The 19207-nt window shown below is 50.3% G+C and carries 14 protein-coding genes; 10 read left to right on the forward strand and 4 right to left on the reverse strand.

Translation table 11 applies throughout. The features are described from left to right. Positions 1–3 precede the first annotated feature (3 nt). From leuC to BLU47_RS05115, 6 genes are read left to right on the forward strand one after another with little or no spacing between them, the layout of a single operon-like run. Positions 4–1398, forward strand: coding sequence for a 3-isopropylmalate dehydratase large subunit (gene leuC / locus BLU47_RS05090; protein WP_091959325.1), 1395 nt, complete (start codon positions 4–6; stop codon positions 1396–1398). Next, positions 1395–1991: a 3-isopropylmalate dehydratase small subunit gene (gene leuD, locus BLU47_RS05095; RefSeq protein WP_091959327.1), complete on the forward strand. Its 597-nt coding sequence runs from the start codon at positions 1395–1397 to the stop codon at positions 1989–1991. The genes leuC and leuD overlap by 4 nt, the downstream gene beginning before the upstream one ends. A 35-nt stretch (positions 1992–2026) precedes the next feature. Beyond that, positions 2027–3547, forward strand: a complete 1521-nt coding sequence (locus BLU47_RS05100; protein ID WP_176780474.1) for an alpha-isopropylmalate synthase regulatory domain-containing protein — start codon at positions 2027–2029, stop codon at positions 3545–3547. 24 nt (positions 3548–3571) lie between these two features. Then, positions 3572–4633, forward strand: coding sequence for a 3-isopropylmalate dehydrogenase (gene leuB / locus BLU47_RS05105; RefSeq protein ID WP_091959332.1), 1062 nt, complete (start codon positions 3572–3574; stop codon positions 4631–4633). Continuing rightward, positions 4603–5310 (forward strand): tetratricopeptide repeat protein, encoded by a 708-nt coding sequence (locus BLU47_RS05110; RefSeq protein WP_143025469.1) that lies wholly within the window; start codon positions 4603–4605, stop codon positions 5308–5310. Before leuB ends, BLU47_RS05110 begins: the two co-directional genes overlap by 31 nt. Further along, positions 5307–6008 carry a DUF5715 family protein gene (locus tag BLU47_RS05115; RefSeq protein ID WP_091959338.1) on the forward strand — a complete coding sequence of 234 codons (702 nt, stop codon included), beginning with the start codon at positions 5307–5309 and terminating at the stop codon, positions 6006–6008. Before BLU47_RS05110 ends, BLU47_RS05115 begins: the two co-directional genes overlap by 4 nt. Positions 6009–6053: 45 nt before the next feature. Here the strand turns inward: BLU47_RS05115 and BLU47_RS05120 are convergent, their stop codons facing one another. From BLU47_RS05120 to BLU47_RS05130, 3 genes are all read right to left on the reverse strand, one after another. After that, complete coding sequence (locus tag BLU47_RS05120; RefSeq protein ID WP_091959341.1) at positions 6054–6755, reverse strand: ATP-binding cassette domain-containing protein; 702 nt, start codon at positions 6753–6755, stop codon at positions 6054–6056. After that, positions 6752–10117, reverse strand: a complete 3366-nt coding sequence (gene secA, locus BLU47_RS05125) for a preprotein translocase subunit SecA (protein ID WP_091959343.1) — start codon at positions 10115–10117, stop codon at positions 6752–6754. Before secA ends, BLU47_RS05120 begins: the two co-directional genes overlap by 4 nt. Before the next feature lie 97 nt (positions 10118–10214). Beyond that, positions 10215–11312, reverse strand: a complete 1098-nt coding sequence (locus BLU47_RS05130; RefSeq protein WP_255402095.1) for a lipoprotein N-acyltransferase Lnb domain-containing protein — start codon at positions 11310–11312, stop codon at positions 10215–10217. A gap of 191 nt (positions 11313–11503) precedes the next feature. On the opposite strand from BLU47_RS05130, the gene BLU47_RS05135 reads away from it, so the two are divergent. From BLU47_RS05135 to BLU47_RS05150, 4 genes are all read left to right on the forward strand, one after another. Next, complete coding sequence (locus tag BLU47_RS05135; protein ID WP_091959349.1) at positions 11504–12823, forward strand: hypothetical protein; 1320 nt, start codon at positions 11504–11506, stop codon at positions 12821–12823. Next, positions 12808–13503, forward strand: coding sequence for an LPS export ABC transporter periplasmic protein LptC (gene lptC, locus BLU47_RS05140; RefSeq protein ID WP_091959351.1), 696 nt, complete (start codon positions 12808–12810; stop codon positions 13501–13503). The genes BLU47_RS05135 and lptC overlap by 16 nt, the downstream gene beginning before the upstream one ends. Further along, positions 13500–14771 (forward strand): hemolysin family protein, encoded by a 1272-nt coding sequence (locus tag BLU47_RS05145; RefSeq protein WP_091959354.1) that lies wholly within the window; start codon positions 13500–13502, stop codon positions 14769–14771. Before lptC ends, BLU47_RS05145 begins: the two co-directional genes overlap by 4 nt. 109 nt (positions 14772–14880) lie before the next feature. Next, positions 14881–17022: a peptidylprolyl isomerase gene (locus BLU47_RS05150; protein ID WP_091959357.1), complete on the forward strand. Its 2142-nt coding sequence runs from the start codon at positions 14881–14883 to the stop codon at positions 17020–17022. 50 nt (positions 17023–17072) lie between these two features. Here BLU47_RS05150 and BLU47_RS05155 read toward each other — a convergent pair whose 3' ends face one another. Continuing rightward, entirely contained in the window at positions 17073–19202 is a 2130-nt protein-coding gene (locus BLU47_RS05155) for a Tex family protein (protein WP_091959641.1), read from the reverse strand. Positions 19203–19207 lie beyond the last annotated feature (5 nt).

The raw sequence follows: 19207 nt of genomic DNA on the forward strand, positions 1-19207 counted from the left end.
CCGATGAATACGTTATTTGACAAAATATGGGACAAGCACGTGGTGCAAGTCGTAGAAGACGGTCCCACCCAGTTGTATATCGACAGACTGTACTGTCATGAGGTCACCTCACCCCAGGCTTTCGACGGCATGCGTGCCCGCGGACTGAAATGCTTCCGTCCCGACCATATCTACTGCATGCCGGATCATAACACACCGACACACGACCAGGATAAACCGATTGAAGACCCCGTAAGTGCCAAGCAAGTTTCGACGCTGGCACAGAACGCCAAGGATTTCGGACTGACACACTACGGCATGATGGACAAGTCGAACGGTATTATCCACGTAGTAGGTCCGGAGAAGGGGCTGTCACTGCCCGGTATGACCATCGTCTGCGGTGACTCGCACACATCGACACATGGTGCAATGGGAGCCGTAGCCTTCGGTATCGGCACCTCTGAAGTAGAGATGGTTATGGCTTCACAATGTATCCTGCAGCAGAAACCAAAGTCGATGCGCATCAACATCAACGGAAAGCTGCAGGCAGGCGTTACTGCCAAGGACGTTGCCCTCTATTTGATGGCTCAATTGACGACATCAGGTGCTACAGGCTATTTCGTTGAGTACAGCGGTGACGTGGTGAAGAACCTGACGATGGAAGGTCGACTGACGCTCTGCAACCTCTCTATCGAAATGGGTGCGCGCGGAGGTTTCGTGGCTCCCGACGAGGTGACCTTCGAATACCTGAAAGATAAGGAATTCGCACCCAAGGGTGACGAGTGGGACAAGGCTGTGGCTTACTGGAAGACACTGAAGAGCGGCGATGATGCTGTGTTCGATAAGGAGCTGACTTTCGATGCCAAAGATATAGAGCCCCGCATCACCTACGGCACCAACCCCGGCATGGGCATAGGTATTACCGAGGCAATTCCTCAGACCGCCCAGGAGGCTAAGTCGCCCGAGCAGGGATTCCAGAAGGCGCTGAACTATATGGGCTTCAAGGCTGGTGAGAAACTGCTGGGTAAGAAGATTGATTACGTATTCCTGGGTGCCTGCACCAACGGGCGCATCGAGGACTTCCGCGCTTTTGCCAGCATCGTCAAAGGTCGCAAGAAGTCTGATAGCGTGGTGGCATGGCTCGTGCCAGGTTCGTGGGCTGTCGACCGTCAGATTCGTGAGGAAGGATTGGATAAGGTACTGGAGGCTGTCGGGTTCGAGATTCGTCAGCCAGGCTGTTCGGCCTGTTTGGCCATGAACGACGATAAGGTACCTGCCGGCAAGTATGCCGTATCCACTTCGAACCGTAACTTTGAAGGCCGTCAGGGACCCGGTTCACGAACCATCCTCTGTTCGCCCTTAGTAGCTGCCGCTGCAGCTGTCACTGGAGTAATAACCGACCCAAGAACATTATTATGAAACAGAAATTCAATGTTATCACATCAACGTGTGTACCCCTCCAGTTGGAGAACGTAGACACCGACCAGATTATACCTGCCCGTTTTCTCAAAGCTACTACCCGCGAGGAGAAATTCTTTGGCGACAACCTGTTTCGCGACTGGCGATATAATGCCGACGGCACACTGAACAAGAACTTTGTGCTCAACGACCCGACCTACGGCGGATGTATCCTCGTTGCAGGCAAGAACTTCGGCAATGGCTCTAGTCGTGAGCATGCCGCATGGGCTATTGCCGGCTATGGATTCCGCGTGGTCATCTCGTCGTTCTTCGCAGATATCCACAAGAACAACGAACTGAACAACTTCGTGCTGCCTGTAGTGGTTTCGGAGGAATTCCTGGCAGAGCTGTTCGACAGTATCAAGCAGAACCCAAAGATGGAAGTGGAAGTGGATCTGCCCAACCAGATCGTAACCAACAAAGCCACGGGCAGACAGGAGAAGTTTGAAATCAACGGATATAAGAAACATTGTCTGATGAACGGACTCGACGATATCGACTTCCTCGTGGAGAACAAAGACAAAATAGAAGCGTGGGAACAGCACAACAAGTAAACGCCTATCAGCGTATAGCTCCTTTCGTCGAGATTATGGACTCGACGCTTCGTGACGGTGAACAGACCAACGGCGTCAGTTTCCTGCCCCACGAGAAACTCGTGATGGCGCGCAAGCTGTTGCACGACGTCAATGTAGACCGTATCGAAGTCGCCTCGGCACGTGTGTCGGAAGGCGAGAAGGAGGCAGTGACGAAAATCTGCCGCGCTGCTGAACAGGTGGGGCGTCTGGAACGCGTTGAGGTATTGGGATTCGTCGATGGCGGCAAGTCTGTTGACTGGATCAGCGAGTGCGGTGGACGAGTCATCAACCTCTTGGCAAAGGGCTCGCTAAAGCACTGTACGCATCAGTTGCATAAGTCGCCCGAGGAGCATATTGCCGACATCCGTCAAGAGGTAGCCTATGCTCATGAGAAGGGGATGAAGGTTAACCTGTATCTGGAGGACTGGTCGAACGGCATGAAGGACTCGCCCGACTATGTGTATCAGATAATGGACGCACTGTCGGCTGATACACAAGAGCCAATAGCCCGTTTCATGTTGCCCGACACGCTGGGTGTTATGAATCCGTTGCAGGTCATTGAGTATTTCCGCAAGATGATGAAACGGTATCCGGAAGTACACTTTGACTTCCATGCCCATAACGACTACGATCTGGCTGTCAGCAATTCACTGGCTGCTGTGTTGAGCGGTGCCAAAGGACTACACGTTACCGTGAATGGGTTAGGGGAGCGTTGTGGCAATGCACCACTGGCCTCCGTACAAGCCATCTTGAAGGACCAGTTCCACGCAAAGACGAACATTGTGGAAAGTCAGTTGAACGACATCTCGCGCATGGTGGAGAGTTTCAGCGGCATTGCTGTCGCTCCCAACCAGCCTATCGTTGGTGAGAATGTGTTTACGCAGGTGGCTGGTGTGCATGCTGATGGAGACTCGAAAGACAAACTCTATTATAACGAACTGATTCCTGAGCGTTTCGGACGCAAGCGTGAATATGCTTTGGGTAAGAACTCAGGCAAAGCCAACATTGCCAAGAATCTGGAGAAACTGGGACTTGAACTGACTCCAGAACAGACACGCCGTGTGACGCAGCGCATTACCGAACTCGGTGACAAGAAGGAGATTGTGACACAGGAAGACCTGCCGTATATTGTCAGCGATGTGCTGAAGCATGATGGGTCGGACGATAAGGTGAAACTGATCAGTTATGTGGTGAACACATCGTATGGACTGAAACCTGGTGCCAATATCCGTGTGGAGATTAACGGCAAACAGTATGAGGCCGGATCGACCGGTGACGGACAATATGACGCCTTCGTGAAAGCGCTGCGCTACATCTACAAGAAATACTTGGACCGTACGTTCCCCATCCTTGCCAATTATCAGGTGAGCATCCCGCCGGGCGGACGTACCGACGCTTTGGTGCAGACTGTCATTACATGGCATTACAAGGATGGTTTCCTGCGTACCCGCGGATTGGACGCTGACCAGACGGAAGCAGCTATTAAAGCGACGTTTAAGATGCTGAACATCGTGGAGAATGAATTAACGAAATAACGAATAATAAATAATAAAAGGAATATGAAACTGAAAATTGCCGTTCTGCCGGGCGATGGTATCGGACCGGAGATTATGAAACAAGGCGTAGCCGTCATGGACGCTATCGCCCAGAAGTTTGGACACGAGTTTGAATATGAGGAAGCCCTTGTTGGCGCTACTGCTATCGATGCGGTAGGCGATCCTTATCCTGAGGCAACCCACCAGGTGTGCATGAATGCTGATGCCGTACTGTTTGCTGCTGTCGGAGACTTGAAATACGACAACAACCCCACGGCCAAGGTGCGCCCAGAACAGGGACTGTTAGCCATGCGCAAGAAGTTAGGTCTCTTTGCCAACGTGCGTCCAGTAGCTACGTTCGACTGCCTGTTACACAAGTCGCCGCTGAAAGACGAATTGTTGCGTGGCGCAGACTTCGTCGTTATCCGTGAGTTGACCGGTGGTATGTATTTCGGAGAGAAATACCAAGACAACGACAAGGCTTACGACACCGATATCTATACGCGTCCGGAGATAGAGCGCATTCTGAAGGTAGCTTTTGAGATGGCGATGACCCGTAATAAGCACCTGACGGTTGTCGATAAGGCAAATGTGCTGGCTTCAAGCCGTTTGTGGCGCCAGATTGCCAAGGAGATGGAGCCCCAGTATCCCGAGGTGAATACCGACTATATGTTCATTGATAATGCCTCAATGCGTGTGCTGACGGAGCCCACCTTCTTCGATGTGGTAGTGACCGAGAATACCTTTGGCGACATTCTTACTGACGAGACTTCTTGCATCACCGGTTCTATGGGTCTGCAGCCTTCTTCTTCGCTGGGTGAACACACACCGTTGTTCGAACCTGTTCACGGTTCATGGCCTCAGGCTAAGGGACAGAACCTCGCCAACCCGTTGGCACAGATTCTCTCTGCTGCCATGTTGTTGGAGCACTTCGGACTGACCACCGAGGGCAAACTGATTCGTGAGGCTGTCAACGCATCACTGGATGCCAACGTTCGCACACCGGAAATCCAGGTTGAAGGTGGTGAAAAATATGGTACCAAGGAGGTCGGTGCATGGATAGTAGACTATATCGTAAAGGCCTGATAGCGCTGCTTGTTGCGATTTTGTCACTGCATTCTGTACAAGTGCAGTCCCAGCAACAGGACAGCCAGCGTTGGCGCGATTCGTTGACGGTGCTCAACCAAGCCATTGCAACCCAGCCATGGTCGACAGATTTGCACTTGCGTAAGGCGGCTGCCAACCTGGAACTGAAGCAGTGGCAGTATTCCATTGACGAGTATAATCTTGTCCTGCAGAAAGAGCCTCGCAATGCAGCAGCCATGTTCTATCGCGCCTATGCCAACACTCATCTGCGTCGTTTCGACTTGGCACGTAATGACCTCAACGACTTGCTGGTGTATTATCCTCGTCATTTCGAAGGTCGACTCTCGTTGGCTGTCATCCTGCAGCATACAGGGAAACGTCAGGATGCACTGGATCAGTTGAATCAGACTATTCAACTATATCCCGACTCGGCTGTGGCTTATGCCGCACGAGCCAATGTAGAACGTGACATGAAGCAGGATGAGGCAGCGCTCTACGATTGGCAGAAGGCTGAGCAACTGGATGAACGCAACCCGCTATATGTTGTGTCTCATGTAGACTTGCTGCTGGTATTGGAACGTAGAACGGAAGTGCGTAAGGTGTTGGATGATGCTGTGAAGCGCGGCATTCCGCGCGGGATGTTGTTGGAATGGTACGAAAAGTGTAAAAGGAAATGAAGAAGAATACATTCAAGATACCATCTAAGCACCAGTATGTCGTTGGCTTCTTTGTTGTTGTCGCCCTGTTGGCTGTGGGCAAACACCTGCTGTCAGACGGAGATGCATCAGAGGTACCTCAGGCAGTTGAACAGCAGGCGAGTTTCAAACCGCATCGTATCTGGAGTGTGCCTAGTTACAAAAACGCATTTCCCGATGGACAGGATGTACAAATTCTGGCTGCTGAGAAAAACGGAGTACGCCCGGTACAGAATAGAGAGAATGCAGAGAAACGCATGAAGGAGCTGGTCTATGTGGCTGCCAACCCGTATTTCCATGTGGATAAGCTGAAGAGTTCAATTCCTTACCTGGTGCCCCGTGCTGCTGTTTTGCTACAGGACATTGGACAGTCGTTCTACGACAGCCTTTATATGAAGGGCGTTCCCTTGAACCAGTTAATAGTGACCAGTGTTTTACGTTCGATGGAAGACGTACAACGTTTGCAACGCCACAACCAGAATGCTACGGAACGTTCTTGTCATCTTTTTGGCACCACTTTCGATATTTGTTACAACCGCTATCATCCAATTGTCAAACCCGTGCGGGATGATACACTGAAGTGGGTGCTCAGTGAAGTGTTGCGTGACAAACGTGAAGAAGGACGATGCTATGTGAAATACGAAGTGAAGCAAGGTTGCTTCCATATCACGGTAAGATAATAAAAAGAGGTAAGATTTCATTCTTACCTCTTTTTATTTTGTTCTTTATTCTGCTCCGAAATATTCTTGGAGTTCGGCCGTAGCGGAGCCTTCAACATTGGACAAGTCGCGGATAATCTGTCCGTGTTCCAGCAGGGCAATACGCGTTGAGATATCCACCGTGTGTTGAAGGTTATGACTGGAAATGATCACGGTGGCATGCGTCTCACGGGCATAGTCGCTGATGAGGTGTTTTAGCACCAATTGACTCGTTGGGTCGAGGAAGTTGAAAGGCTCGTCGAGAATCACCGTCTGTGGCTTGCGCAACAAGGCGGAGATAATACCGACCTTTTGCTTGTTACCTGCCGAGAGGTTACGGATGAGCTTCTTCTGTCCGAAAATCTCGCCACCAGCAAAGCGTTCGAAGTCTTCAAGACGATGGTTGACGTCGGTCTGTGTCATGCCCGATATCTTACCCAGGAAAGAAAAATACTCTTCGGGGGTAAGGAAGTCGATGAGGAAGCCTTCGTCGATATGAGCCCCGACGTTATTTTTCCATTCCTCGCTTTCTGCAGGATTAATGTCATCAATGGTGACACTTCCCTCGTCGGCCTTGAGTAGGTCGAGCAATAGGCGGAAGAGTGTTGTCTTGCCCGCTCCGTTGTTTCCTACCAGTCCTAGGATGTTGCCGTTGTTGATGGTAAACGACGGTATATCACAGGCACAGGTGTCGCCAAAGTGCTTCTTCAGTCCTTCTATCTTAATCATACGAGTCCCCTTCCGTGACAATTCTTGAATTTCTTACCCGATCCACAAGGACATGGATCGTTGCGTCCAGGCATTTTATCCTTGATGATAGGTGTGCGAGGCTGCTGAGCACGTGTGTCTTGAGCAGCAGCGGCAGCCTGATTAGGATCCGTCATCTGTTCCTGTGTCAGGTTCTGCTTTGACTCGGTATACTGCTGGCGCTGGGTGTGCTCCTCAGGAGCGGCTTCCTGCACCTGTTGCATCTCAGGAATCTGAGCACGCATCAGAATGCTGACAGATCGGTTGTTCATGGTGTTCACCATGTTGTCGAACAGTTTGACAGACTCGAGTTTGAAGATGAGCAACGGGTCTTTTTGTTCGTAGGAGGCGTTCTGAACGGAATGTTTCAACTCATCCAGTTCACGGAGGTTCTCCTTCCATGCGTCGTCAATGATGTGGAGCAGGATTTGCTTCTCAAACTCCTTGACAACCGACTTACACTCAGTATCGTAAGCCTCTTTGAGGTTACACGGAATATTGTACATGCGGCGTCCATCAGTTAGGGGAACTACGATGCGTTCGTACATCTGACCCTGTGTCTCGTAGACCTGCTTGATGACAGGCATGGCAACCTCCTGAACATGTTCCATCTTACGCTTGAAATTACCCATAGCCACCTGGAAAGTCTCTTCTGCCAGGTCTTCATGGTTCTTGTTGATGAACTCATCGCTGGAGAATGGACACTCCATAGCGAATATCTTGATGAACTGTTCTTTGCAGCCTTCGTAGTCATTGTTCTCGATGATGCTGGCGACACGGTCCCAGATGGTATTTGAGATGTCCATACCGATGCGCTCGCCCATCAAGGCGTGGCGACGCTTCGAATACACAACGGTACGCTGCTTGTTCATCACATCGTCGTACTCCAGCAAACGCTTACGGATACCGAAGTTGTTCTCCTCAACTTTCTTTTGGGCACGTTCCACCTGTTTGGTAATCATTGAACTTTCGAGAACCTCGCCCTCTTTGAAGCCCAGACGGTCCATTACAGAGGCAATACGCTCCGAACCGAACAGACGCATCAGCTTGTCTTCCAGTGAGATGAAGAACAGCGAAGACCCCGGGTCACCTTGACGACCGGCACGACCGCGCAACTGTCGGTCTACACGACGTGACTCATGGCGCTCTGTACCAATGATGGCCAAACCACCGGCAGCCTTAACCTCAGGCGACAGCTTGATATCAGTACCACGACCTGCCATGTTGGTGGCGATAGTTACGGCACCCTTACCATTGGTGCTCTGTCCGGCCAGTGCCACGATGTCAGCCTCTTTCTGGTGCAGTTTTGCGTTCAGTACCTGATGAGGGATACCCTCGCGCTTGCCAGTCTCGGAATTAACATACATATCGAGCATGCGGCTTAGCAACTCTGATATCTCTACCGATGTGGTACCAATCAGTGTCGGACGGCCAGCATTACGCATTCTTACAACCTCGTCGATAACAGCCTTATACTTCTCGCGTGCCGTCTTGTAGATACGGTCGTCCATATCATCTCGGATAACGGGTTTGTTGGTGGGAATCTCGACAACGTCCAACTTGTAGATATCCCAGAACTCACCGGCCTCGGTAGAAGCGGTACCCGTCATACCTGCCAACTTATGATACATACGGAAGTAGTTCTGCAGTGTGATAGTTGCAAAGGTCTGCGTGGCAGCCTCAACCTTTACGTGCTCCTTGGCCTCTACGGCCTGATGCAGTCCGTCTGACCAGCGTCGGCCCTCCATGATACGGCCTGTCTGTTCGTCAACAATCTTGACTTCGCCGTCAATAACCACATATTCGTCGTCCTTGTTGAACATGCAGTAAGCCTTCAGCAACTGCTGTAAGGTGTGAACACGCTCAGACTGTACGGCATAGTGCTGCAAGAGTTCGTCCTTCTTGTTGACACGTTCTTCGTCAGTCAGCGAGGCATCGCCTTCCAATGCAGACAGCTGGGCGGTGATGTCAGGCAGTACGAACAGTTCGGCATCGTTTACCTGGTTAGCCAGCCAGGCAGTACCCTTATCCGTCAGGTCGCAGGAGTTCAGTTTCTCGTCAACGACGAAATACAACGGTTCGGTGACCTCTGGCATACGACGGTTGTTGTTCTCCATGTAGATGCCCTCGGTCTTGAGCATTCCGCTCTTGATACCGTCCTCAGAGAGGTATTTGATAAGGGGTTTGTTCTTAGGCATCGATTTGTGTGAACGATATAGCGCCAGGAAGCCTTCGTCCTGTAGCTTCTGGTCGTTTTTCTCACGACCTTCGGAAATTTTTTGCTTGGCCTCGGCCAGATACTGGGTAGCCAGCTGACGCTGTACACCAACAAGTTTCTCTACCAGTGGCTGGTATTCCTCAAACATCTGGTCATCGCCCTTAGGTACGGGACCAGAGATGATAAGCGGCGTGCGGGCATCGTCAATCAGCACGGAGTCAACCTCGTCGACGATAGCATAGTTATGGGCGCGTTGTACGAGGTCGGCAGGTGAGATGGCCATATTGTCGCGCAGATAGTCGAAGCCGAACTCATTGTTTGTACCGAAGGTGATATCAGCTTGGTAGGCACGGCGACGTTCCTCGGAGTTGGGACGGTGCTTGTCGATGCAGTCGACGCTGAGTCCGTGGAACATGTATAATGGTCCCATCCACTCAGAGTCACGCTTGGCCAGATAATCGTTCACGGTAACTACGTGGACACCATTTCCCGTAAGGGCATTGAGGAAGACTGGCAGCGTGGCTACCAGCGTCTTTCCTTCACCAGTTGCCATCTCGGCAATCTTACCTTGGTGCAGTACGACACCACCGAATAGCTGTACGTCGTAGTGTACCATTTCCCATTTTAGATCGTTGCCACCGGCAGTCCAGTGGTTATGGTAGATAGCCAGATTACCGTCGATAGTAATGAAGTCTTTATTGGGGTCGGCTGCCAGTTCTCGGTCGAAGTCGGTAGCTGTTACGACGGTCTCCTCATTCTCGGCAAAGCGACGGGCTGTCTCCTTGACGATAGAGAACACCTCGGGCATCACCTCATCGAGAGCCTTCTCATAAATATCTAGAACTTCCTTCTCCAGTTTGTCGATCTGAGCGAAAATGTCGGCACGTTCGTCAATGGGCGTGTCCTCAATGGTTGCCTTTAGTTTCTCAATCTCTTCTTTCTGCTTGGCGGCGGAGTCCTGGACTTGGCGTTGAATGTCCTTGGTGCGTTGACGCAGTTGGTCGTTGTTCAGTTTCTGTATTTCGGGGTAGACGGTTTTCACCTTCTCCACCAGAGGCTGGATGAGCTTCATGTCACGCGAAGACTTGTCGCCGAACAATGAGCGTAAAATCTTGTTGAAATTCATATCTATTTTATTATCGTTTATTCCTATATTATTACATACGGGGTGCAAAAGTACTAAAAAAATCGCAAATCCGCAATAAAAACACGCATCTTCTTTCTTATTTCTGCACTTTTAACTTCCAGTTGGCATATGATTGCAGTAACAAACATAGTGCCAAGAAATAAATCCCCTCTGCATAATGCTGAAAAAACATGCCAACGAGGAATAAAACAGCCAAAATGGCAGTTATCTGCCAATAGCGGGTATTCCGATGCCTGATAACAGGCCAAAGATAGAACAGGGGTAGGGGATTAAACAGAATAATTTGCAGGTTCAGGCTGACCGTAGGGTGTTGTGAGAATAACATCAGTGTCAGTACGATGCCGATGATGCTCGTCAGAAGCATCAGCATCACGTCCCACCATACGAAAACCCGTTTCTGACGGTATTCTATTAAGAAGATAACCACACTGACGGCCAAGAGTATAAGACTGCAGGCGAGGGGAGTGATCGGAAAATCCTCCTGTATCATCTGCACCCCGGCAGGAACGGCAATGCGGCGCTCTTTAACCAACGGACGATAGTTGCCGTTAGTATAGATTTGAGCGTGGTCGAAGTCGTAGAGCAGGTTATCAGGAAGAAATTCTTGCTGCATTCTGGTTGTCCGAAAATCTGCTTTAATACCAAGCAGGATGTCGTTACCGAAACGTGACCACGGATTATTCTGAGTCATGCTGTGAATCATTTCGCGGTAAGATGGTGCATATTCTTCACGCTCAGTGTATTCCAATTTTCCGCTAATGCTTTTCTCAATAATGTCTCGAGCCTTTGTCGTACAGTTATTATAAAAATAGTTATAGCGATAGATGCGGTTCTCCGGTCGTAAATTTTCATCGAGTAATTCCTTCAATTTTGCCTTTTCCTGTGAGGTAAGGTCCAACACCTGTTCCGTCACCATACTGCCAAAACGTCGGTACTCTTCCTGGAAATAACGATAAGGTATGCCCCCCAGTTCATAGTCCGTCAGTCCGAAGACGAAACGGATGACAAAGAAAGGAGCCTTGAAATTGAAAATTCCCCAGTTAAAGGCGATGTCTGATTCTGTCTCCTGATGCACGTCGTGCCACCTGAGTGCGGTGTGCCCATAGAGACTGTACACTTCATCATGAGGCTGACAAGTGAGCAAAGAAACCTCTACCGAGTCAAAATACTCCACCCGGTAGTCCTTGTTTGCAAACGCCTTTTGAGTTGTTAAAACGACTGCTGAAAGCAGTAAAAATGTTCTAAAAATGATTTTTAAATGTTTCACGATGCAAAATTAACCTATATTTTCCACTTAACGTGCGTTTATTTCGTTTTTTTTCAATAATTTTGCAACCCGAAATCGAATAGTATAAAAAAGAATCAATGAAAAAACGAATATTTTCAGGCTTGCTGCTGGCAGTTGTGTCTCTCTCTTCTGTGGCACAGGTAAGTACGACACTCTCACCGTACAGTCAGTTCGGACTGGGTGTGTTGGCTGACCAGTCGCAAGGATTTAACCGCGGTATGAATGGCTTGGCTTTGGGTATGCGCAGTGGTAAAATTGTTAATGTGCAGAATCCTGCTTCCTATTCAGCCGTTGATTCACTGACCATGATATTCGATGTGGGTGTGTCAGGTCAGATTACCAATTTCAAGGAGAACGGACGTCGTTTGAACTCCAAGACAGCCAACTTCGACTATGCCGTTGCAGCCTTTCGCCTGTTGCCTAAGGTTGGTTTTAGCTTTGGCGTTATGCCTTATTCCAATGTGGGATATGACTTCTATTCTGCCAAATACACCAATTGGGACCGTCAGTATGCTTCAGAGAGCTACTATAATGTGCGTTACAATGGTGACGGTGGTTTCAGTCAGGTCTTCGTCGGTATGGGTTGGGAAGTTTTGAAAGGACTCTCCGTTGGTGCAAATGTGTCCTATTTCTGGGGCAAGTACACCAAGGATATCATGATATACAGCAGCGATACCTACGTCAATACGCAGACCAAGACGTATTCTACTTCTATCAGCAGCTATAAGCTGGACTTCGGCTTACAGTATCAGCAGGCATTGGATAAGAAGAACTTGTTGACGGTAGGCGCAACAGTCGGTTTGGGACATAACCTTGGTGGACAGGCCAGCATGTCGATGGTCAGTACCAACAACCAGACTTCCGTGTCGCAGACTACACGCGACAGCATACCTGATGCCTTTAAGCTGCCTCTCACGCTGGGCATTGGTGCATCGGTACGACACAACAACCGTCTGACGGTAGGTGCCGACTATACGTTCCAGAAATGGGGTTCGATAGACTATCCGATGCAGACAAGTAATGTCACTGCTGATCATAAACTGGGCTACCAGCTGGTCGGTAATCAGTTGCGTGACCGTCATAAGGTGACGGTAGGTGCCGACTGGATTCCCAACCCTACAGGTCGAAAATTCCTTGGACATGTCCATTACCGTTTTGGTGCCTCCTATGCTACACCTTATTATAATGTAGGTGATGTGAAAGGACCTCGTGAACTGAGTATCAGTGCCGGTTTCGGTATTCCCCTCGTCAATACATGGAACAACCGCTCTACGCTGAACATCAGTGCACAGTGGGTCAACAGGTCAGCTGACAACCTGATTCGCGAGAATTCATTCCGCCTGAATATCGGTCTGACGTTCAACGAGCGTTGGTTTGCTAAATGGAAGGTCGACTAATTCCTATATTCCTCGTATCCGTAGTATGCTGGCTCGGCTCCTGTACGGAGCAGCAGTCACATACGGCACCGGCTGTTCATGATCGTGACTCTGCCTCGATGATGACCAGCTATGGAGTGAATACGCTTATTAGCGACTCGGGAGTCATCAAATACCGAATCGTGACAGAGCGTTGGGATGTCAACACCGTAAAGAACCCACCGAGGTGGACTTTTGAGAAGGGAATCTTCATGGAACAGTTTGACGAGAAGTTCCATATCGAAGGCTACATACAGGCCGACAGTGCCTGGTATTACGACCAGCAGAAACTATGGGAACTGCGCGGGCGCGTTCATATCCGCAATGTCAACGGACTGGTGTTCCGTAGCGAGGAACTGTTTTGGGACGGTATCAAACACGAGTTCTATTCATATAAGTTCTCGCGTGTCGTTACCCCTGAGCGAACAATGGAAGGTACATTTTTCCGTAGTGACGAACACATGACACATTACGAGGTAACCAATTCTGTAGGTTCGTTCCTGACAAGTGACATGGAAGGAGAGCAAGATAACGGCCAACAACAGCCGGCAACCAACGGTCAGAAACCTGCTACTGCCGACACCGCCAAGGTGGAAGTTCCCGTTCGTCAGGCCGCTACGCGCCATCGTGCCACTCAACACACCAACAACTTCAAGCCATGACGAATCTGATTATAGGACTCATCATCACCATGATATTCTCCGCCTTCTTTTCCGGGATGGAGATAGCCTTTGTGTCAAGTAACCGGCTTAGGGCAGAGATGGATCGTGAGAAAAACGGACTGGCCCAGCAGGCAATAGACGTGTTCTACCGCCATCCTAATAACTTCGTCTCGACGATGCTGGTGGGCAATAATATAGCACTGGTTATCTACGGTATACTTTTTGCGCGTATCTTCGATGCCACCTTGTTCTATTCACTCAGCGACGGGGCCCGTGTGACGGCAGATACGTTACTGTCTACCGCTGTGGTGCTGTTCACTGGTGAGTTTCTGCCAAAGACGGTGTTTAAGTCTAGTCCGAACACCATGCTGACCATCTTTGCTGTACCGGCATATATCTGTTATGTGGTGCTGTGGCCTGTCTCCCGTTTCGCCACGTTGTTGTCGCGCGGCTTGCTCCGACTGATTGGTGTGAAGATGCCCAAGGAGACCGAGGACAAGGAGTTTACGAAAGTCGACCTCGACTATCTGGTGCAGTCGAGCATTGACAATGCCAAGGACGATGCCGAGATAGAGGAAGAGGTAAAAATCTTCCATAATGCCCTGGACTTTTCCGACACGAAGGTACGCGACTGTATGGTTCCCCGTACGGAAATAGTGGCTGTCGACATAGACGAATGCACCATCGACGAACTGAAACGTAAGTTTATTGAGAGCGGACACTCCAAGGTGGTGGTCTATCGCGAGGATATCGACCATATCATCGGTTATGTGCACTCCTCTGAGCTTTTCAAGCCGTTTACCGACATTTCCAAGCATATCCAGACGATGCCTTATGTCCCTGAGACGATGGCGGCTCAGAAGATGATGCAGACATTCATGCAGCAGAAGAAGTCGTTGGGTGTTGTCGTTGATGAATTTGGCGGTACCAGCGGACTGGTGTCTTTGGAGGATATTGTCGAGGAGATATTCGGTGATATCGAGGATGAGCACGATAATACGAAATATGTTGCCAAGCAGTTGGATGAGCATGAATATATGCTGTCAGCCCGTTTGGAGATAGAGAAGGTTAACGAGCTTTTTGACCTCGACTTGCCAGAGAGTGACGACTATATGACAGTCGGAGGCCTCATCCTCCATGAGTACCAGTCGTTCCCGAAGCTGAACGAGGTGGTGAAAATAGGGTGTTTTGAGTTTAAGATAGTCAAGAATACACAGACGAAAATAGAACTTGTAAGGCTGAAAATAGCGGATAATCACGAAAGATAATTCGTTAAAACATTAATTTTCGCAAAAACATGGTGTGTTTTGAGCGGAATTTTGTAATTTTGCAGGCTGAAATTGAAAATAATAACAAAATAAAAATTAATAGCTAAAAATGGCAGCAATTGGAAAAATCAGAAGCTGGGGACCAGTACTCGCTACGGTGATTGGTCTGGCCCTCTTTGCATTCATCGCTGAAGAGATGTTCCGTTCTTGTGAGGCTACGAGCAATGAGCGCCGTCAGCAAGTAGGCGAAGTGTTAGGAAAGAAAATTTCAGTACAGGAGTTCCAGTCAATGGTTGACGAGTACCAGGAGGTCATCAAGATGACTCAAGGTCGCGACAATCTGTCTGAGGATGAGCTCAATCAGGTAAAGGATCAGGTTTGGCAGCAGTTTGTCAACAATACCATCCTCGAGGCTGAGGCTGAGAAGGTAGGTCTTACCGTCACCGATCAGGAGATGCAGAACCTCTTGAAGGCTGGTACCAATCCGATGTTGATGCAGACTCCGTTCGTTAACCAGCAGACTGGTCGTTTTGAGGTCAGCCAGCTCACCAAGTTCCTTGACGACTACAAGAAGATGAAGTCACAGGACAACGCACAGATGATGGAGCAGTACGAGCGCATCTATCAGTACTGGAAGTTTATGGAGAAGACCATCCGTCAGCAGGTGCTGGCAGGCAAGTATCAGCAGCTGTTGGCTCAGTGCTTGCTCTCCAACCCCGTATCAGCCAAGATGGCTTTCGACGCTCAGAACACCGAGAGCGATGTGATGCTGGCAGCTCTTCCCTACAGCAGCATCAAGGATACTGAGGTTCAGGTCAGCGATGCTGATATCAAGGATAAGTACAATGCCCAGAAGGAGATGTTCAAGCAGTATGTTGAGTCACGTGACATCAAGTATGTTGACTTCCAGGTTGTTGCCTCTAAGGGCGACCGCGACGCACTGATGAAGACGATGAAGGAGGCTCAGCAGCAGCTCTCTGCCGGTGTTGCTCCTGCAGAGGCCGTTCGCAAGGCTCAGTCTCAGGTTGCCTACACTGGCATCTTCGCTACCCGCAATGCTTTCCCCTCAGACATCGCAGCTAAGATTGATTCAATGGCTGTCGGTCAGGTTACCTCTCCTTTCGAGACTGCATATGACAACACCTATAACGTAGTGAAGCTCGTCAACAAGACCATGCTTCCCGACTCTGTTGAATACCGTCAGATTCAGGTTGGTGGTGAGACCGCTGAGGCAGCTCGCAAGACTGCCGACAGTATCTACACCGCTTTGCAGGGTGGTGCTGACTTCGAGGCTATTGCTAAGAAATATGGTCAGACAGGTGCCAAGCAGTGGATGACATCAGCCATGTATGAGCGTGCTCAGACCATTGATGCCGATACGAAGAATTATATCCAGACATTGAACAACCTGGAGGCTGGTCAGCTGAAGAACCTCGAGTTCTCACAGGGCAATATCGTCATGCAGGTTACTGCTCGCAAGGCCTTCGTTGCCAAGTACGACGTAGCAGTTGTCAAGCACACCATTGACTTCTCAAAGTCTACATACTCTGAAGCTTACAACAAGTTCAGCCAGTTTGTCAGCGAGAACAACACCATTGAAGGTCTGGAGAAGAACGCCCAGAAATTCGGTTTCCGTGTTCAGGAGCGTCAGGACCTCTACAACTCAGAGCATAATGTAGTAGGTGTCCGTTCTACCCGCGAGGCTATGAAGTGGATTTTTGAGGCTAAGGCCGGTCAGGTATCACCGCTCTACGAGTGTGGCAACAACGACCACCTGTTGGTTATCGGTCTTACCAACATTCATCCTGTTGGCTATCGCGACATGGAGAGTGTGAAGGAGCAGTTGAAGCAGGAAGTTATCCGCGACAAGAAGTTTGACAAGGCTGCTGAGAAGCTGGCTGGTGTGAAGGATATTGCAGGTGCCAAGGCTAAGGGTGCCGTTGTCGATACCGTTCGTCAGATCACATTCTCTGCTCCTGTCTTCGTTCAATCTGCCGGTGCCAGCGAGCCCGCTCTGAGTGGTGCTGTTTCCGCTTTGAAGCAGGGTCAGTTCAGCGCAGCTCCCGTCAAGGGTAACGGTGCAGCATACCTGTTCCAGGTTATCGCCCAGAAGCAGCGTCAGGGTGCTAAGTTCGACGAGAAACAGCAGTCACAGCAGCAACGCCAGATGGCTATGCAGGCCGCCAGCCGTTTCATGAACGAGCTTTACCTGAAGGCTAACGTGGTAGACAACCGCTATCTGTTCTTCTAATAGAGAAAGAATAATCCAAATAAAAAAGAGAGGTTCGCGCCTCTCTTTTTTTATTTCTTCATCCCCTTCATGCTGAGTGATATTCGTTGTCTGCGCAGGTCTATGCCTATCACGCGGACCCTGACATGTTGGTGTAGCCGTACTACCTGGGTGGGGTCGCTGACGAAGCGGTCAGCCAGTTGCGATACATGTACCAGTCCGTCCTGATGGACGCCGATGTCTACGAAGGCACCGAAGTTGGTGATGTTGGTCACGATGCCTGGCAATTCCATGCCTTCGCGCAGGTCGTCGATGGTCTGCACGCTGGCGTCGAACTCAAACTCCTCTATTTGCTCGCGGGGGTCACGTCCGGGCTTTTCCAGCTCTTTCATGATGTCGGTGAGGGTAGGCAGTCCGATATCGTCCGTCACATAATGTTTGATGTCTATTTGTGCCCGTTTTTCGGGATGGCTGATAAGGTCGCTGACGGTGCAGTGGCAGTCTTGAGCCATCTTTTCGACGACGCTGTAGCTCTCCGGGTGTACGGCTGAGTTGTCTAACGGGTTCTTGGCATTGGGAATGCGTAGGAAACCGGCACATTGCTGGTAGGCTGCAGGTCCCAGTCGCGGAACCTTCTTCAGTTGTGCGCGCGAGGTGAATGCACCATTCTCACGACGGTAGTCAACGATGTTCTGTGCCAGTACAGGTCCCAGTCCGCTGACATAGGTCAGCAGTTGTTGCGAGGCCGTGTTCAGGTTGACACCTACCAAGTTGACACAGCTCTCTACGGTATGGTCGAGCGAGTGTTTGAGCTTCGTCTGGTCCACATCGTGCTGGTACTGTCCTACACCGATGCTCTTGGGGTCTATCTTCACCAGTTCGGCAAGCGGGTCCATCAGTCGGCGCCCGATGCTCACGGCACCACGTACGGTGACATCCTCGTCCGGAAACTCGTCGCGTGCCACTTTCGAGGCGGAGTATACCGATGCTCCGTCTTCGCTGACGACGTAGACAGCAATGTCTTTCGTGACATCACTGACAAACTCCTTGGTCTCCCTGCTGGCTGTTCCGTTGCCGATGGCAATGGCCTCAATCTGGTATTTCTTAATCATCTCCTGCATGTGGACAGAAGCCTGCATGCGGTGGTTCACAGGCGGGTGGGGGAAGATAGCCTCATGGTGCAGCAAGTTGCCTTGTGCATCCAGACACACCACCTTGCAACCCGTTCGGAAGCCAGGGTCCACACCCATGACACGTTTCTGGCCGAGTGGGGCAGAGAGCAGTAGCTGGCGCAGGTTCTCAGCAAACACACGGATGGCTTCCTCGTCGGCCTTCTCCTTGCTCATATTGGTGAACTCCGTCTCTATCGAAGGCAGCAACAACCGCTTGTATCCGTCCTCTACCGCCTCGCCAACCAGTCGTTGGCAGGATCCGTTTCCTCGCACAAAGTTGTGTTGTAAACGTTGAATGGCCTCTTCGTCGTCAATGGTCAGACTGATACGCAGGATTCCCTCGCTCTGACCACGCAACATCGCCAGCATGCGATGACTGGAACAGCGCTTCAGCGGTTCTTCCCATTCAAAGTAGTCGCTATATTTCTGTGCCTCGTCAGTGTCTTTCTTCGCCTTGACCACCTTCGACTCGATGAATGCCTCGCGTCGGAAAGCAGAACGTACCTGGTTGCGGGACCGCTCATCTTCGCTGACCTGTTCGGCAATGATGTCCTGAGCACCTTTGATAGCATCTGTTGCAGTGGCGATGTCGCCCTTGACGAAGCGTTTGGCAACCTGTTCCGGGTTGGCTTCACGCTGCATCATCAGGAGGGTGGCTAGCGGTTCCAGTCCTTGTTCTCTGGCTACCTGTGCCCTTGTGCGTCGTTTGGGCTTGTAGGGCAGGTAGATATCTTCGAGGGTGGTCATCTCCCAGCAGTCGTCAATGCGTTTCTGCAACTCAGGCGTCATCTTCTGCTGTTCGGAAATGGTCTTGATAATGGTCTCCTTGCGCTTGGCAATCTCTTGCAGTCGTTCCTTACGGTCACTGATGGCTGTTATCTGTACCTCGTCCAGTCCGCCGGTGCGCTCTTTGCGGTAGCGTGATATAAATGGTATCGTACAGCCTTCGTCCAGCAGTTTCAGCGTGTTCTCCACCGCATGCTCCGACAGATGCAGTTCGCCGGCTATCAGTCGTGTGAATATCTTGATGTTTT

The organism is Prevotella sp. tc2-28 (genome assembly GCF_900107705.1).
GTDB lineage: Bacteria > Bacteroidota > Bacteroidia > Bacteroidales > Bacteroidaceae > Prevotella.